The following is a 14,624-nucleotide window of genomic DNA, read 5'->3' on the forward strand; positions in this document are numbered from 1 at the left end:
GCTTCCTCGCAGGCCGGCCGGAGTGCGTGGGGCGGACGCTCAGTTCACGGTGGCGGGCACGACGGGGGTCACGACGGGGGTCACGGTGGTGCGGACGACGGGTGAGACAGCCCCGCCTCCGACGATCCGGAGGGCGTTCTCGCCGGTGATGCCCAGCTTCACACGCAGGCTGTACTCGCCGCTCCCGGCGGTCTTGATCGTGGCGGGCAGTGTCACCCAGCGCTCGCCCTGCTTCTGCTGCAGGGTGACCGGGGTGCCGGAACTGATGTTCCGGGCGGAGCCGTGGATACGGAACTCCTCCCAGGCCGCCACGCTGCGCGCCGTCGCGTGCGCCGAGAGGGCCGGCCGTGTGGCCAGGTCCTGCGCGCGCTCCCCGGACGGCGGTGCGGGGACACCCGACGACGCCGCGGCCCCGCCCACCGCGCCGGCCAGCGCCACCGCTGTGAGCAGGGCTGCCGCCGAGGCGCGCCTGAATCGGTCCATGAATGGCTCTCCTTCGTGCACGACGCGATCAGTGAGATCGACGCAGTGAGATCGACTTCGGAGCGCCAAATCTAGACAAAATTCACATAATCCTCACGTAGGGACACGCGGTCAGAAACGCAGAACCGCTGCGAGCCGGCCGTGGTCCGTGAGGGAGTCGTCGGCCACGAAGGCGACCTCGCAGCCCTTGTCCAGCGCCGCTTCGACGAGCTCGTCGACGATGTCCTCCCGGACCTGGCCGTCCGCGCCCGGTGTGACGTCCGGGCCCACCGGTTCCAGATGTCCGTCGGTGACCCTGACCGTCCGGTCGAAGTGCTCCTCGACTGCGACCAGGCCGGCCCGGCCCTCCCGTACGGCCAGCCACACCTCGTCGAGCCCGCCGGCGAAGGAGCGGCTGCTGTGGGCGTTGTCGAGCCTGCCCTGGATCCGGGCGGCGGCCTGCTTCCGCCAGTCCTGCAGGGCCGGGCCCAGCTCCTTGATCAGCTCGGGCGCGGTGGTGTCCGCCGTCGTCCCCTTCGCGACCCTGCCGACGGCCGGCTTCGCGCTCTCGCCCACCTCGTCGAGCAGGGAGAGCGCGGGCGCGAGGCCGACCAGGAACAGCGGGCGCGGGTCGGCGGCCAGGACCGCGCGCAGCTTCTCGTCGACCGAGCGCAGGAAGTTGCGGGCGTCCTCGCTGCTGTACGTGCTCGGGGTGTCGCCGATCCGCTCCTCGCGTTGCGGGTTGGGCTCCTCGTGCGGGGCCGTGAGCGGGAATCCGTCCCTCTGCTCGGGGCGCAGGCCGTCGCCGGTGCCGGAGAACAGGGAGGCGTGCTCCGCGGACAGGCTGAGGACCCAGAACAGCTGAGCCCCGGCCTTGGCCGCGACCAGGTTGCGGGTGAGGTAGCTGTCGCTCAGGACCACTCGTTCGGGCGCGGTGCGCGGGAGCTGCCAGATCTGGTACTCGTCGGTGTCGGCGAAGATGACGAGGGACTCCAGGGCCCGGCGCTGATCCACCTCGGCCACCGCGCGGTCCAGCTGCGCCTTCACCGCGGACCGGGCCTCGTGGGTCACCCGGGGGTCGGCGTCAAGCCGGTTGCCGGCCTCGGCCACGAGGTTCCGCAGCCGGACGGCGTCCTGGGCGTTGTCCGGCGCCCGGCGGTGGGTCGGCATCGTCAGGGACAGAGCCGGATAGGGCCTGGTCGCGCGAAGTTCCTGCAGCAGGCCGGGCGTCAGGGCGTCCGTATCCATCGTTCCCTCCCGGGGGATTCGGGGTCCGCGGTGCTGGAGCCGCCCCCTGGTGCGGAGCGGGTCGTTCAACGAGTCAATTCATACCTTTTGATCCTAATATGGGCGAATTATTCCCTTCTCTCCGGAGGTGCATGCGATGTCCACGCTCACTGTGTGGAAGTTCCAGACGGCCGAAGGCGCGGAGAACGTGGAGACCGCTCTGAAGTCCCTGCAGAAGGAAGGGCTGGTCAAGATCCTCGACGCCGCCGTCGTGACCTGGCCCGCCGAGCGCTCCAAGCCGAAGACCAAGCAGCTGATCAACCTCGTCGGCGCGGGTGCGCTGAGCGGCACCTTCTGGGGAATGCTCTTCGGTCTGATCTTCCTGATGCCGCTGCTCGGCGCGGCCATCGGCGCCGCGGCGGGGGCGCTCGGCGGCAGGCTCGCCGACGTCGGCATCGACGACGACTTCATCGCCGAGGTCAAGCAGAAGGTGACGCCCGGGACATCGGCGCTGTTCCTGCTCACGCTGGACGAGGTGCCCAGCCGCATCAGTGAGTCGCTGCCCGGCGGTGGCGCCGAGCTGCTGCACAGCAACCTCGACACGGAGCGTGAGGCCAAGCTTCGCGAGATCTTCGGCGACGAGGCGGAATGACGGGGGAGCGGCCGCCCTTCGCGGGTGGGTCCGTGCGACACCCGGCAGGCCTCCGGTGAGCGCCTCCGAGGCCGTCACGGACGCGCTGCGCGATCTCCACGCACGCTTCGTCGGCGTACGCGAAGGCCGACGTGCCGACTACATCCCGGAGTTGACCAGGTCCGATCCCGACGACTTCGGGCTCGCCCTCGTCAGTATGGACGGGCACTCCTACAGCGCGGGCGCGGCCGACACCCCCTTCACCCTGCAGTCGGTGTCCAAACCCTTCGTCTACGCCCTCGCGCTGGCCTCGCTCGGCCTCGACGAGGTGAGCCGCTGGGTGGGCGCGGAACCGAGCGGTGAGGCGTTCAACGCCATCAGCCTGGAACCCGGCACCGGGCGGCCGGCCAATTCGATGGTCAACGCCGGCGCCATCGTCACCACCGCCCTGGTCCCCGACAGCCGTGAGGCTCCCGCGTTCCACCGCATCCTGACCTGCTTGAGCCGGTTCGCCGGGCGGAAGCTGGATGTCGACGAGGACGTCTACGCCTCCGAGGCGGCGACAGGGGACCGCAACCGGGCACTCGCCTACCTGATCCGCAGCACGGGGACCCTGCCCGTCGACCCGGTGGCCGCGGTGGACACCTACTTCCGGCAGTGCTCGGTGCGGGCCACCGCCGTCGATCTCGCCGTGATGGCCGCGACCCTGGCGTACGGCGGCGTCAATCCGGTCACCGGGGAGAGAGTCGTCTCCCCCGAGGTCGCGGCCCAGGTCCTCGCTGTCATGGCGACCTGCGGGATGTACGACGCCTCCGGCGACTGGCTGCTCAGAGTCGGGCTGCCCGCCAAGAGCGGCGTCTCGGGTGGCCTGATCGCCGCCGGTCCGGCCCGCTTCGGCCTGGCGGCCTACAGTCCGCTCCTGGACGCGTCAGGCACCTCCGTACGCGGCCACGCCGCGCTCGGCGCGCTCTCGGAACGGCTCGGGCTCCACCTCATGAAGAACCCGGCGCTGCCGGGTTCCACCGTCACGCTGGTCGCCACCGCCGATGTGCTGCCCTCGGCGCCGTCCGGCCGGCGGGAGCGCGCGCTGCACGAACGCGTGGGTGTCGTCGCCGCCCAGGGTGCCCTCGACTTCACCGCCGCCGAGCGCGTGCTGTACGCGCTGGACGAGTCGGGCTCGGAGGGCGCCGGTCCGGTGGTCCTCGACCTGCGCGAGGTGACCGGCGCCGACTCCGACGCCCTCGCACTGCTGCACGCCGGCCTCTCCCGGCTCGCCCGGGAGGGGCGGCGCGCGGCCGTCGTCGATCCGGGCGACCGGCTGGGCCCCCCGGACCTGGTCCGCGAGCGGACCGGCCAGGACCTGCCGCGCTTCGGCTCCCGCGAGGAGGCCGCCGAGCACTGCGCGCAGGCCGTGGCCGGACCGGGCTGAACCCCTACCAGATGGCCTCGACCCACTCCGGGTGGTCGATGAACGGGTTCCGGTTGTGCTGGTACCGGTCGAATATGACCTCGTTGCGGTTCTGCTCGAAGCTGTCCGGCGGGTCCTCCTGGCTCCACTGCTTCAGCACGGAGAGCCGCCCGATGTTCGGGGCCGACCCGTTGCTCACCTTGTCGTTCGGCTCCAGGTCGGCGAAGGCGTCGTCGCCCTCGTAGCGCACCGCCATGTAGAGGATCATCCGGGCGACGTCTCCCTTGACCGCGTCGCGCGGTTCGAAGGAGTCGCTGTCGGTGAGGTTCCCCGGTGCCCCCGACACGGCGCTGCCGCCGTTGTCGAAGTCCTTGTTGCCCCTGGTGGAATTGACCTGGACGTCCTCGGGGCGCAGGTGGTGGATGTCGGTCCCCGGGCCGGTCGCGGTGCCGAAGTCGCCGTGGGACTTGGCCCACACGTGCTCCCGGTTCCAGTCGCCGGTGTTGCCGCCGTTCTCGCTCTTGGACTGGGAGCGGCCGGTGTAGAGGAGGATCACGTTGGACGAGTTGGCCGGGTCCTCGTCGGTCGCCTTGAGGGCGTCCCAGACCTGGCTGTAGGAGAGCTTGGTCTGGTCGCTGATGATCGTGTGCAGCGAGCTCTTGAGCGCGGTGCCCGTCTTGCCGAGGGCGTCCTGGTAGTAGGTGTCGTCGAGGGCGGCGGCCGGGGACGTCGTGGGGGTGGCGGCGGGCGCGGTGGACGCGACGCCGGTGAGTACGACGATCGAGGCGGCTGTCGCGAGCAGTGGACGCGCGTAGAAACGGCGACGACTGGACATGTGGGGTGTCCTCTCCGGGGCGGCGGAACGGTGTCGTGGTGGCCGGGCGGTTGCCTGTTCGGTCGGGAGCCTTCCACACGCACGGTGCCGGTCGTGTGAACGTTGCGTATTCATCATGTGCAAGTCAAGTGACAGATCTTCTGGCTCCTTCCGGGCCTCGGATGCGCGGATGCCGACCCGGCGCGAGAATTGCCGCAAGGACGAGGAGGCGGTATGAGCGAAGAGTCCGAATCCGTATCCGTATCCGCGCCGGAGGTGCGGGGGGTGACCCCCGACCGTCTGCTGCACACCGGCGGCAACGATCAGCCCACCGCGGAGGACCTGGTGCTGGCCTCCGGGCGGGATCTGACCCCCGAAAGCCTGGCGTGGGCACAGCGCAGGTTGTCGGAGGAGGGCCGCTCGGCGATGGACAAGCGGCTCCCGTAGGACCCGTGGGACGCCCTGGGGCGGGGAGCGTGCGGGGCGCTTCCCGCCACTCGGTTAGCCTGAACGCAATATGAACCGTTTGACGACGTCACAGGGCGAATTCGATCTCGCCCGCTTTCCCGAGAACCCGCGTGATCCCTTCCGTGCGTGGGACGCCGCCGACGAGTATCTGCTGCGGCGGCTGGAGGGAGCGGATGGGAGCGAGCCGGTCCGCCCTTCCGGCACCGTGGCCGTGGTGGGAGACCGCTGGGGTGCCCTTGCCACCGCGCTGGCCGCGCACGGCCCGGTCCAGATCACCGATTCGTATCTCGCACGGCGTGCCACCCAGGCCAACCTGGCGCGCAACGGCGCCGCCCCGGACTCGGTACGCATGCTGTCGGTGCGCGACACCCCGCCGGAGCGCGTGGACCTGCTGCTCGTGCGGGTACCCAAGAGCCTCGCCCTCCTGGAGGACCAGCTCCACAGGCTCGCGCCCGCCGTGCACGCCGGGACCGTCATCATCGGCACCGGCATGGTGAAGGAGATCCACACCTCCACCCTCAAGCTGTTCGAGCGGATCATCGGGCCCACCCGCACGTCCCTCGCGGTGAAGAAGGCGCGGCTCATCTTCTGCACCCCGGACCCTGCTCTGCCCAGGACTCCCAGCCCCTGGCCGTACCGCTACGACCTGCCGGACGACGTCGGAGTGGTCTCCGGCCGTACGGTCACCAACCACGCCGGGATCTTCTGCGCCGAACGCCTGGACCTCGGCACCCGCTTCTTCCTGAAGCACCTCCCGGAGCGGACGGGGCCCGACCGTGTGGTCGACCTCGGCTGCGGGAACGGCGTGGTGGGTACGGCCGCGGCACTCGCCAACCCCGACGCGACCGTGACCTTCATCGACGAGTCCTACCAGGCCGTCGCCTCCGCCGAGGCGACCTTCCGGGAGAACACCGGGCCGGAGGCCGAGGCCGGCTTCCTGGTCGGCGACGGGATGGCGGACGTGCCCCCGGCAAGCGTGGACCTGGTCCTCAGCAACCCGCCGTTCCACTCACATCAGGCGGTCACCGACGCCACGGCCCGGAACATGTTCCACGGAGCGCGTGCCGCTCTGCGCCAGGGCGGGGAGCTGTGGGTCGTCGGCAACCGGCACCTCGGCTACCACACCCAGCTGCGCCGGCTCTTCGGCAACTGCGTCACCGTCGCCGGTGATCCCAAATTCGTGGTCCTGCGGGCCGTGAAGCGCTGACCCGCGTCAGGGGAGGCCGTCCCGGCCCGGCCGGGACGGCCCCTCCGCCACCTGCGCTCCGGCGACGCGTGGCCGCACTCGCCCATGACTCCCTGCCCGCGTACGCACACGAGCTGTACGGCAGGGCCGCGCCGTCTCCGTCGAGGGTGGACCGTCGCCTGCGCACCACTGGAACCGTCCTGCGCTGCGTCCCCGCCCGCCTCCGCCGTCTCCTGCCGCCCCAACACATTGTGAAGGCGATGGCACGACTCGGCCCCGGCAGCCGACCCGCCCCGTACAAACTCAGCAGACAGGCAGCCATACTGGACGGGCCGGGGAGGGCGCAGCAGTAGCGGGCAGTGGAGCAAACGGGGGCGGCAACAGGCGATGGCGGACACCAGGCTGATCCAGAGCCGCTACCGGTTGCTCGATCTGATCGGGCGCGGAGGCATGGGCGAGGTGTGGCGTGCGCGCGACGAATCGCTGGGCCGGCAGGTGGCAGTCAAGTGCCTGAAACCGATGGGGCCGCAGCACGATCAGGCCTTCACCCGCATACTCCGTGAGCGCTTCCGCCGCGAGGCCCGGGTGGCCGCGGCGCTCCAGCACCGCGGAGTCACCGTCGTCCATGACTTCGGCGAGTCGGACGGTGTCCTCTACCTCGTCATGGAGCTCCTGGAGGGACGCAACCTCAGCCAGCTCCTGGAGGACAACAAGCAGCACCCGCTGCCGGTGGCCGATGTCGTCGACATCGCGGAACAGGTAGCCGACGCCCTCGGCTACACCCACCAGCAGGGCATCGTGCACCGGGACCTCAAGCCCGCCAACATCATGCGGCTCGACGACGGCGCGGTGAAGATCTGCGACTTCGGCATCGCGCGGCTGGGCCACGACATCGGCTTCACCTCCCGCCTCACCGGTACCGGCATCGCCATGGGAACCCCGCACTACATGTCGCCCGAGCAGATCAGCGGCGGGGAGGTCGACCACCGCAGCGACCTCTACTCCCTGGGCTGTGTGCTGTACGAGATCGCCACGGGTGTACCGCCGTTCGACATGGACGACGCCTGGTCCGTGCTCGTCGGACACCGCGACACCGCTCCCGAGCCGCCGCGCACCCACCGCGCCGAACTCCCGAGGTTCTTCGACGAGGTCGTCCTGGATCTGCTGGCCAAGACGCCGGGCGAGCGGCCGGCCGACGCCGGTGACCTGAGGCAGCGCATCGCGCTCGGGCGCACCGGCGAGCAGCCGGGGGACGGACGGGTCCGGCTCGCCCCGCCCGTCCCGGTCCGGCTCCCCGGTGGCGCGGCCTCTCGACTGCCCTCCTGGACGCGAAACATGACCACCGGTCACAAGGCCGTCGGCGCGACGTACCCAGGTACGGCCGCCGTCGACCACGAGGCCGCGCTGACCGGGGCGTGGACCACCGGAACCGGTCAGGACCTCACCGGCGGCTTCCCGCTCGCGGGGTCGGGCCGCCCCACACCGGCACCCGGCCTGCTCGCCACGCTGGCCAGCCGGCACAGCGCCGGACTCAACCTGGGGCGCCTGGGCCACTGGGAGGAGGCGGGCGAGGTACACCGCGCGGTCGCCGCCGAACGCGAACACGCCCTCGGCCCCGACCACCCCGACACCCTCGCCAGCAGGTACGAGGTCGGATTCACCCTCAGCCGCACCGGACACGCCGCTGACGCGCTGCGCGAGTTCGGCCGCGTGGCCGACGGCCGCGAACGCACCCTGGGTCCCGACCACCCCGAGACCCTCGCGGCCCGGCAGGAGACGGCGTACGTCCTCGGTCAGCTCGACCGCCACTTCGAGGCCCACCAGGTCTACGCCGCGGTGCTCGCCTCGCGGGAGCGCTCCATGGGACCGGACCACCCCGACACCCTGCGCTGCCGTCACAACCTCGCCTTCAACCTCAGCAGACTGGGCCGCCTGGAGGACTCCTACCGCATGGCCCGCGAGGTCGCGGACGCACGCGGCCGCCTGCTCGGCGCGACACACCCGGACACCCTGGTCACGCTGTACGAAGTGGCGTACACACTCGGTCGGCTGGACCGCTGGACCGAAGCCCTGCAGACCTACCGCGACGTGGCGCAGGCCCGCTCCGCCGCGCTCGGCCCCGACCACCCCGACACGCTGTCCGCCCGCTACGAGGTGGGCATCAGCCTCGGCAGACTGGGCCGCAGTGCCGAGGCCCTGGAGCTCTACCGCGCTCTGGTCGAGGACCGCACCCGGGTCGGCGGACCCGCCGACCCCGAGACGCTGCGCGCCCGGCACGGTCTGGGCGTCAACCTGGGGCGGCTGGCGCGCTGGGAGGAGGCGCTCGCCGAGTCGCGCGAGGTCTGCGCCCTCCGGGAACGCACCTTGGGCGCCGACCACCCCGACACGCTCGTCAGCCGCCGCGAGGTGGCCGTGGGGCTGGGCTGGCTCGGCCGCTGGGCCGACGCACTCACCGACTACCGTACGGTCGCCGAGATCCGCGAACGGGTCCTCGGCGCCGACCACCCCGACACCCTCGCGAGCCGCAACGACGAGGCACTGTGTCTCGAACAGCTCGGCCGCGGTACGGAGGCGGTGGACCTCTACCGGAGGGTCGCCGACCTGCGCAGGCAGCGCGGGATGCCGCCGCACTGACCGTCAAACCGGTCAGGGGGCTCGGGAGGTCACCGGCCGTCAGGCCAGGGCGCCCCGTACGCGGTAGAGGTCGCGCAGCAGCGCGATCTCGGCACCGTGGTGCAGCAGCTCCTGGTTGACCCACCACACGATGTCCAGGAAGGGATCCTCCGGGTCGCTGCCGTACGGGTAGGTGCTGTACCCGACCGTGTCGAGCGCCGCGTCGTCGGCGCCGAGCAGCGCCGCACGCCACGCGGTGGCAGAGGCGTCGAAGTCCGCGAGCGCCCCCGCCGCGTCCCCCGCCACCCGGTGGTCGTCCCGGGTGAGGCTGTGGTTCCCCGCCGTGTGATCGGCACGCAGGGCCAACAGCTCGCTGAGATGGCTCAGCCGCCATGCCAGGGTGGTGAAGGGCGGCGGCGAAGGGTGCGGGGACGGTGCCGTGTCGCGTCCCCACTCGCCCGCACCCGTCAGGACGGTAGCGCCCGGCCCGGGACCCGCGCTGTGCCGACGGACCGACCAGCAGTCCGGCACCGGCTCCCACAGGTACTCCTCGTCGGTGAGCGCCGGGGCCTCCACGTCCGTGCCGTTGCCGCTGTCCACGACTGGGCCCGCCAACCGGTTCCCGAGGCGTTCGCGGGCCCAGTCGAACTGGTCCAGCAACGGGATCAGACGGGCGGGAATGTTCATGGACTCTCCTGTGACGGGCAGGGCGGGCAGCGGCCGCCAGCACCCTCCCACAGGCGCCGGCGTACCGCACAACGGTTTCCGGCGGCTGCCCCCGGCCCGGGACGCCGCGGCCCCGTGCCTCTGTCCAGGGACGATCAGCGCGTGTTACGAAGGAGCATGCCCGCAGACGAGACGCCCTCACCCGGCACACCCACGCACGCCGCCTACGACGCGGTCATCGTCGGCGGCGGCCACAACGGCCTGGTCGCCGCCGCCTACCTCGCCCGCGCAGGGCAGTCCGTGCTCGTCCTGGAACGTCTCGGCGCCACCGGGGGAGCGGCCGTGTCGACCCGCCCCTTCGACGGCGTCGACGCCCGGCTCTCCCGCTACTCCTACCTCGTCTCGCTCCTCCCGCAGAAGATCGTCCGGGAGCTCGGCCTCGACTTCGCCGTACGCAAGCGCACCGTCTCCTCGTACACCCCGGTCGTGCGCGGCGGCCGGCCCACGGGGCTGCTCGTCGGCGGCGACGGCACCCGGGAGTCCTTTGCCGCACTCACCGGCGACGGCCGGGAGTACGAGGCCTGGCAGCGCTTCTACGGGATGACGGCGCGGGTCGCCGAGCGGGTGTTCCCGACACTCACCGAACCCCTGCCGTCGCGCGCCGGCCTGCGGGCGCGAGTGGACGACGCGGACGCCTGGCGCATGCTGTTCGAGGAGCCCATCGGCGTCGCCGTCGAAGAGAACTTCACCGACGACCTCGTACGCGGTGTCGTGCTCACCGATGCGCTGATCGGCACCTTCGCCGACGCCCACGACCCGTCCCTGCTCCAGAACCGCTGCTTCCTCTACCACGTGATCGGCAATTCCACGGGCGACTGGGACGTCCCCGTCGGCGGCATGGGCGCGCTCACCGACGCCCTGGCCGGCGCGGCCCGCGCGGCGGGCGCCGAGATCCGCGTCCTGCACGAGGCGACCCGCATCGAGACGGACGGCACCCGCGCCGAGGTGACGGTCCGCTCACCCGGCGGGGAGCGTGTGATCGGCGCGCGCCGGGTCCTGGTCAACGCCTCGCCGCAGGCACTGGCCGCGCTCCTGGGCGAGGAGCCGCCCTCCCCGGCCGAGGGCGCCCAGCTGAAGGTGAACATGCTGCTCACCCGGCTGCCGAGGCTGCGTGACCACAGCGTCGACCCGCACCGGGCCTTCGCCGGGACGTTCCACATCGCCGAGGGGTACGGGCAACTGGCCGCCGCCTACCGCGAGGCGGCGGCCGGACGTCCGCCCGCCGCCCCGCCGTCCGAGATCTACTGCCACTCGCTGACCGACCCGTCGATCCTCGGCCCCGACCTCGCGGCCCGCGGCTACCAGACCCTCACCCTCTTCGGCCTGCACACCCCCGCACGGCTCTTCACGGCGGACAACGAGGCGACGCGCACCGCCCTGCTCGGAGCCACCCTGGCCGAACTCGACGCCCATCTCGAGGAGCCGATCACCGAGTGCCTCGCCCTCGACGCCGACGGCAGGCCGTGCATCGAGGCGAAGACCCCCCTCGACCTGGAGCGGGACCTGAGGCTGCCCGGCGGCCACATCTTCCACCGGGACCTGTCCTTCCCGTACGCCACCGGGGAGACGGGCCGCTGGGGCGTCGAGACCACGCACGCCAACGTCCTGCTGTGCGGGGCGGGCGCGGTGCGCGGCGGCGGGGTCAGCGGGGTGCCCGGCCACAACGCCGCCATGGCGGCGCTGGACCGGTGACCGTCGCCCCTACTGCCCGAACACCCCGCGCAACGCCCCGAGCTTGCGCGGCAGGTCGTACTCCGCACCGCCCTCGTGACCGTTGTACGTGAACACCTCCAGTTGGGCTCGGCCCGCGTACGCGTGGTACGCCGCGAAGACCGTCGAGGACGGGCAGATCCGGTCCATCAGCCCCACCGACAGCCAGGCCGGGGCCGTCGCCCGCGCCGCGAAGTTGACCCCGTCGAAGTAGGAGAGGGTCTCCATGGCCTCGTCGATCCTGAAGCGGTGTCCGGACAGCCAGCGGGCGATCTCCGCGTAGGGGCCCGAGTCCGTGATCTGCGAGGCGCGCCGGAAGTGGCAGAGGAACGGCACATCGGCGACGGCCGCCGCGACGTCGTCCCGCAGCCCGGCGACGGCGAGCGCGAGGCCGCCTCCCTGGCTGCCGCCGAGGACCGCGACCCGTGAGGAGTCCACGGCGTCGTGGGCCTTCACCGCGTCGACCGCGCGCACGGCGTCGGTGATGAGGCGGCGGTAGTAATGCCGGTAGGGGTCCTCGATGCCACGGGTGAGGAACCCGGGAGAGGAGGAGCCGTGGCCGTCCGGGCCGAGGTCAGGGGTGTCCGCGGTGTTCTTGCCACCGCCGCCCTGGCCCCGGTTGTCCATCACCAGATGGGCGTAGCCGAGCGCGCTCCAGGTGAGCCAGGAGTACGGGATGCCACGGCCGCCGTTGTACCCGATGTACTGCACCACGGCCGGCAGCGGGCCGGAGCGGACGCGCGGGAGCATCAGCCAGGCCTTGACCGGCTGCCCGCCCCAGCCGTTGAACGTCACGTCGTAGACGTCCACGGTCGTGAAGCCGGCGTCGTACGGGACGAACTCGGCGCCCAGGCCGTGGCGGGCCGTCTCGCCGAGGGTCTTCTCCCAGAAGGCGTCGAAGTCGGCGGGTTCCTCGGGATCCGGCCGGTACTCGCGCAGCCGCTCCAGAGGCATGTCGAACAGCAAGGGTCTAGCTCCTCTTCAGGGTGAGGTTGAGGGTCGCGCCGTGCAGGCCGGCCGTGTCCGCGGTGATCCGCAGCCCCCGGCCCGTGCGCGTGGTGCGGATGCCGGGATCCGCGGCGGCGACCGTGAGACCGGGCCGCGCCAGGTCGAGCACCACCGAGGACCGCAGCTGCGTCGGATCGGAGATGGCCACCGTGAGCGTCCTGCCCTCCGGGCGCACCAGCACCGAGGCGGGACCGTCGCACGTCAGTTCCTGCGCCGTACCCGCGGCCCAGAAGTTCGCGGCGAGCAGTCCGTCCGCGGCGCGGCGTACCGCGTGCACGGCCGTCGATCGGGAGACCAGCCGCACCGGAGGCGCCGCCGACCACTGCCGGGTCCGCGCGGCCGAGGCCGCGGGGGCCTGGAGCCAGAAGTAGCCGGCACCGGCGGGAGCCGTCCCGTGGTCCTGCCACAGCGTCAGATAGGGGCGGGTGACCGGGGTGTCCGTGCCGTACTTGAGGTTGATCTCGCGCCAGGTCGCCGTGCGTTCCTCACGCAGACCGCGCAGGTCGGCGGGTTCGGGGAAGACATAGCCCCCGGTCCCTTCGAGGTGCAGCCACCTGACCTTGCCGAGCGGCGCCGACCAGCCCGTGCCGCCAGGTGCCGCGCTGCCGTTGACGAGGAGCGTCGCGGAAGGATCGCGCAGCTTGCGGTTCTCGACGACCGTCTCCACCGTGCCCGCGTCGGCGCCGATGCCGGATCCGACACACGCGATCACGTCGTCCAGGCAGAACCAGCTCTTGAGGCCGCGCAGGGTGTTCCCGTACGCCCGCAGCTCCATGCCGTACGCGCCGAGGGTCGTCCCAGGCAGAGCGGTGCCGCCCGCCCAGTCGGCGTTGCTCGTCGTGCGCTGGCCCGCGGCGTCCGCGGGCCGGCCGGCGACGGCAGTGGTGCCCGGCAGCCGGGTGGGGTCGACGGTCGGCCAGTAGTCCTCGCTGTAGTGCCCGAGGTCGTCGTTGTACAGCAGCACCATGCCGTCGGAGAGATGCCAGCCGTGCAGATTCTCGTTCTGGATCGACTCGTAGTTGTAGATCCGGCTCGAGTACGCCGAGATGCCCAGCGCGAACGAGGGCCGGTGGTGCGCCGCCTTGTCCATCCGGGGGTGCTGCTTGTGGGCGACCAGCGGCCCGCGCGCCGGGACGGGCGAATCGATGATCCGCAGCGCGGCGACGAGGGACGCCGGGTCGGTGACCGCGAGGAAGTCCCGGTAGGTGTCCTCGGCTATCCACTGCTTCACCAGCGCCGTGAAGCCCTCGCCCGTCTCGCCGGGGAAGCTCGGGATCAGCCGCAGCACCGCCTCGACGACCGTCTGCGCCGAGGCGTGGCCCTGCTTGCTGGGACGCGCGATCTCGCGCCCGCACACCGATGCCATCACATCGCCCCGCGCCAGCAGCGGGTCGAAACCGTCGAGGACCCAGCCGCGGACGTTGTCGAGATCGGGGTCGGTGACCGTCCAGTCCGTGCCCGCGAGCAGATTCAGCAGACGGGAGAGACTGTTGAGCAGCTCCTTGCCGTAGCCGCCGTTGTACGGGTGCTTGTAATGCTGCAGGAACGAGCCGTCGGCGTAGAAGCCCTCACCCGTTCCCGCCGTGCCGTCCGTGCGGTCGTTGAAGGCCAGGACGCTGTTGGCCCCCGAACCCTCGACGTCCGAAAGAGCGTCACGCACCCGGGCCAGGGCGGCCCCGTCGTCACTCAGCACGGCGTTGACGGCGACCACGGTGGAGACCCACACCCGGTTGGCACCGGTGGCGATCTGCCGGTCGACGCGCCACAGGTTCGGGTCGGGGGTGTAGTGCCGCACCGCGGTGGTGATCCGCCCCAGCCGGTCCGCGCCGAGTACGTCGTACAGCAGCACGGCCGCGTCGTTGAGTGCGAGGGCCGAGCCGATCTCCCAGTCCCAGTCGTTGTCGAAGCGGGTGTGCCCGGGACCGTAGCGGTTCGTCAGCATCCAGTCGACGCCGGCGAGCAGCAGATCGCGCAGGGAGGCGTCACCGTGCTGCGGGGTGCCGGGGACCGCCCAGGCGGTCGCGATCGTGGCGAGGCGCTTGAACGACGTGGTGACGTGGTTGGAGAGCGTCGTGCTGGTCAGATCCGCGAACAGCCCGTCGGTCCTGGACGGATCGAGGTCCTTGGCCGCTGTGGTGGCGGCCCGGCCGGTCCGGGCGACCGCCGCCGCGACCCGCTCGTCCGTGAGGTCGAGACCGGGGCCTCCCGTCAGCAGGGTGTGCCAGCGGGCGCGCAGTGCTCCGGCCTCTCCGGCGGCGGCGTGCGCGGCCTGGGGGGTGAGGGTGAGGGGCAGGGTGACGGCCGCGCCGAGCGCCGCCGCTCCGGCCAGGACGGTGCGCCGTGTGGTGCCGGTGCCTGGGGTCATGGTTCG

General features: G+C 71.9%; 12 protein-coding genes and 1 pseudogene. 7 read left to right on the top strand and 6 right to left on the bottom strand.

All coding sequences use genetic code 11. From position 1 onward, the window contains the following. Nucleotides 1-39: 39 nt before the first annotated feature. Together ACFWFI_RS15185 and ACFWFI_RS15190 are read right to left on the bottom strand one after the other, a co-directional pair. Nucleotides 40-483 carry a hypothetical protein gene (locus tag ACFWFI_RS15185; protein ID WP_387389588.1) on the bottom strand — a complete coding sequence of 148 codons (444 nt, stop codon included), beginning with the start codon at nt 481-483 and terminating at the stop codon, nt 40-42. Nucleotides 484-594: 111 nt separating this feature from the next. Beyond that, nucleotides 595-1,710 carry a baeRF3 domain-containing protein gene (locus tag ACFWFI_RS15190; RefSeq protein ID WP_387389590.1) on the bottom strand — a complete coding sequence of 372 codons (1,116 nt, stop codon included), beginning with the start codon at nt 1,708-1,710 and terminating at the stop codon, nt 595-597. Between the two features lie 136 nt (nt 1,711-1,846). On the opposite strand from ACFWFI_RS15190, the gene ACFWFI_RS15195 reads away from it, so the two are divergent. Both ACFWFI_RS15195 and glsA read left to right on the top strand, forming a co-directional pair. Beyond that, nucleotides 1,847-2,341, top strand: a complete 495-nt coding sequence (locus ACFWFI_RS15195; protein WP_387389592.1) for a DUF1269 domain-containing protein — start codon at nt 1,847-1,849, stop codon at nt 2,339-2,341. Between the two features lie 55 nt (nt 2,342-2,396). Then, complete coding sequence (glsA, locus tag ACFWFI_RS15200) at nt 2,397-3,749, top strand: glutaminase A (RefSeq protein WP_387389595.1); 1,353 nt, start codon at nt 2,397-2,399, stop codon at nt 3,747-3,749. A gap of 4 nt (nt 3,750-3,753) precedes the next feature. On the opposite strand, the gene ACFWFI_RS15205 is transcribed toward glsA, so the two are convergent. Then, the gene (locus tag ACFWFI_RS15205; RefSeq protein ID WP_387389598.1) at nt 3,754-4,563 is read right to left on the bottom strand and encodes an endonuclease I family protein; all 810 of its coding nucleotides are present in this window, start codon (nt 4,561-4,563) and stop codon (nt 3,754-3,756) included. Between the two features lie 213 nt (nt 4,564-4,776). Between ACFWFI_RS15205 and ACFWFI_RS15210 the strand changes: the two genes are divergently transcribed. The 4 genes and pseudogenes from ACFWFI_RS15210 (at nt 4,777) to ACFWFI_RS15225 (ending at nt 8,830) form a co-directional block, all read left to right on the top strand. After that, nucleotides 4,777-4,989, top strand: a complete 213-nt coding sequence (locus ACFWFI_RS15210; protein WP_387389601.1) for a hypothetical protein — start codon at nt 4,777-4,779, stop codon at nt 4,987-4,989. A 70-nt stretch (nt 4,990-5,059) separates the two neighbouring features. Further along, on the top strand, nt 5,060-6,217 hold the full coding sequence (locus ACFWFI_RS15215) for a methyltransferase (RefSeq protein WP_387389603.1): 1,158 nt from the start codon (nt 5,060-5,062) through the stop codon (nt 6,215-6,217). A gap of 56 nt (nt 6,218-6,273) precedes the next feature. Continuing rightward, nucleotides 6,274-6,549: pseudogene (locus ACFWFI_RS15220) on the top strand (DUF2236 domain-containing protein); the annotation flags it as partial. Between the two features lie 34 nt (nt 6,550-6,583). Next, the gene (locus ACFWFI_RS15225; RefSeq protein ID WP_387389606.1) at nt 6,584-8,830 is read left to right on the top strand and encodes a serine/threonine-protein kinase; all 2,247 of its coding nucleotides are present in this window, start codon (nt 6,584-6,586) and stop codon (nt 8,828-8,830) included. Nucleotides 8,831-8,869: 39 nt separating this feature from the next. Here ACFWFI_RS15225 and ACFWFI_RS15230 read toward each other — a convergent pair whose 3' ends face one another. Further along, the gene (locus tag ACFWFI_RS15230; RefSeq protein WP_387389609.1) at nt 8,870-9,496 is read right to left on the bottom strand and encodes a DinB family protein; all 627 of its coding nucleotides are present in this window, start codon (nt 9,494-9,496) and stop codon (nt 8,870-8,872) included. Between the two features lie 156 nt (nt 9,497-9,652). Here ACFWFI_RS15230 and ACFWFI_RS15235 point away from each other — a divergent pair, with 156 nt between their 5' ends. After that, nucleotides 9,653-11,227: a phytoene desaturase family protein gene (locus ACFWFI_RS15235; RefSeq protein WP_387389612.1), complete on the top strand. Its 1,575-nt coding sequence runs from the start codon at nt 9,653-9,655 to the stop codon at nt 11,225-11,227. Between the two features lie 9 nt (nt 11,228-11,236). On the opposite strand, the gene ACFWFI_RS15240 is transcribed toward ACFWFI_RS15235, so the two are convergent. Together ACFWFI_RS15240 and ACFWFI_RS15245 are read right to left on the bottom strand one after the other, a co-directional pair. After that, nucleotides 11,237-12,211: an acetylxylan esterase gene (locus ACFWFI_RS15240; RefSeq protein WP_387389615.1), complete on the bottom strand. Its 975-nt coding sequence runs from the start codon at nt 12,209-12,211 to the stop codon at nt 11,237-11,239. Between the two features lie 4 nt (nt 12,212-12,215). Then, a complete protein-coding gene (locus ACFWFI_RS15245) occupies nt 12,216-14,618 on the bottom strand; it encodes a polysaccharide lyase 8 family protein (RefSeq protein WP_387389617.1) in 2,403 nt (800 codons plus the stop codon). Nucleotides 14,619-14,624 lie beyond the last annotated feature (6 nt).

This window comes from Streptomyces sp. NPDC060209, from assembly GCF_042728155.1.
Classification (GTDB): domain Bacteria; phylum Actinomycetota; class Actinomycetes; order Streptomycetales; family Streptomycetaceae; genus Streptomyces.

What these genes read in the sequence shown, in the direction of transcription:
- ACFWFI_RS15185 (WP_387389588.1), bottom strand. Translation starts at nt 483, where the DNA reads ATGGACCGATTCAGGCGCGCCTCGGCGGCAGCCCTGCTCACAGCGGTG.
- ACFWFI_RS15190 (WP_387389590.1), bottom strand. Translation starts at nt 1,710, where the DNA reads ATGGATACGGACGCCCTGACGCCCGGCCTGCTGCAGGAACTTCGCGCG.
- ACFWFI_RS15195 (WP_387389592.1), top strand. Translation starts at nt 1,847, where the DNA reads ATGTCCACGCTCACTGTGTGGAAGTTCCAGACGGCCGAAGGCGCGGAG.
- ACFWFI_RS15205 (WP_387389598.1), bottom strand. Translation starts at nt 4,563, where the DNA reads ATGTCCAGTCGTCGCCGTTTCTACGCGCGTCCACTGCTCGCGACAGCC.
- ACFWFI_RS15210 (WP_387389601.1), top strand. Translation starts at nt 4,777, where the DNA reads ATGAGCGAAGAGTCCGAATCCGTATCCGTATCCGCGCCGGAGGTGCGG.
- ACFWFI_RS15215 (WP_387389603.1), top strand. Translation starts at nt 5,060, where the DNA reads ATGAACCGTTTGACGACGTCACAGGGCGAATTCGATCTCGCCCGCTTT.
- ACFWFI_RS15225 (WP_387389606.1), top strand. Translation starts at nt 6,584, where the DNA reads ATGGCGGACACCAGGCTGATCCAGAGCCGCTACCGGTTGCTCGATCTG.
- ACFWFI_RS15230 (WP_387389609.1), bottom strand. Translation starts at nt 9,496, where the DNA reads ATGAACATTCCCGCCCGTCTGATCCCGTTGCTGGACCAGTTCGACTGG.
- ACFWFI_RS15235 (WP_387389612.1), top strand. Translation starts at nt 9,653, where the DNA reads ATGCCCGCAGACGAGACGCCCTCACCCGGCACACCCACGCACGCCGCC.
- ACFWFI_RS15245 (WP_387389617.1), bottom strand. Translation starts at nt 14,618, where the DNA reads ATGACCCCAGGCACCGGCACCACACGGCGCACCGTCCTGGCCGGAGCG.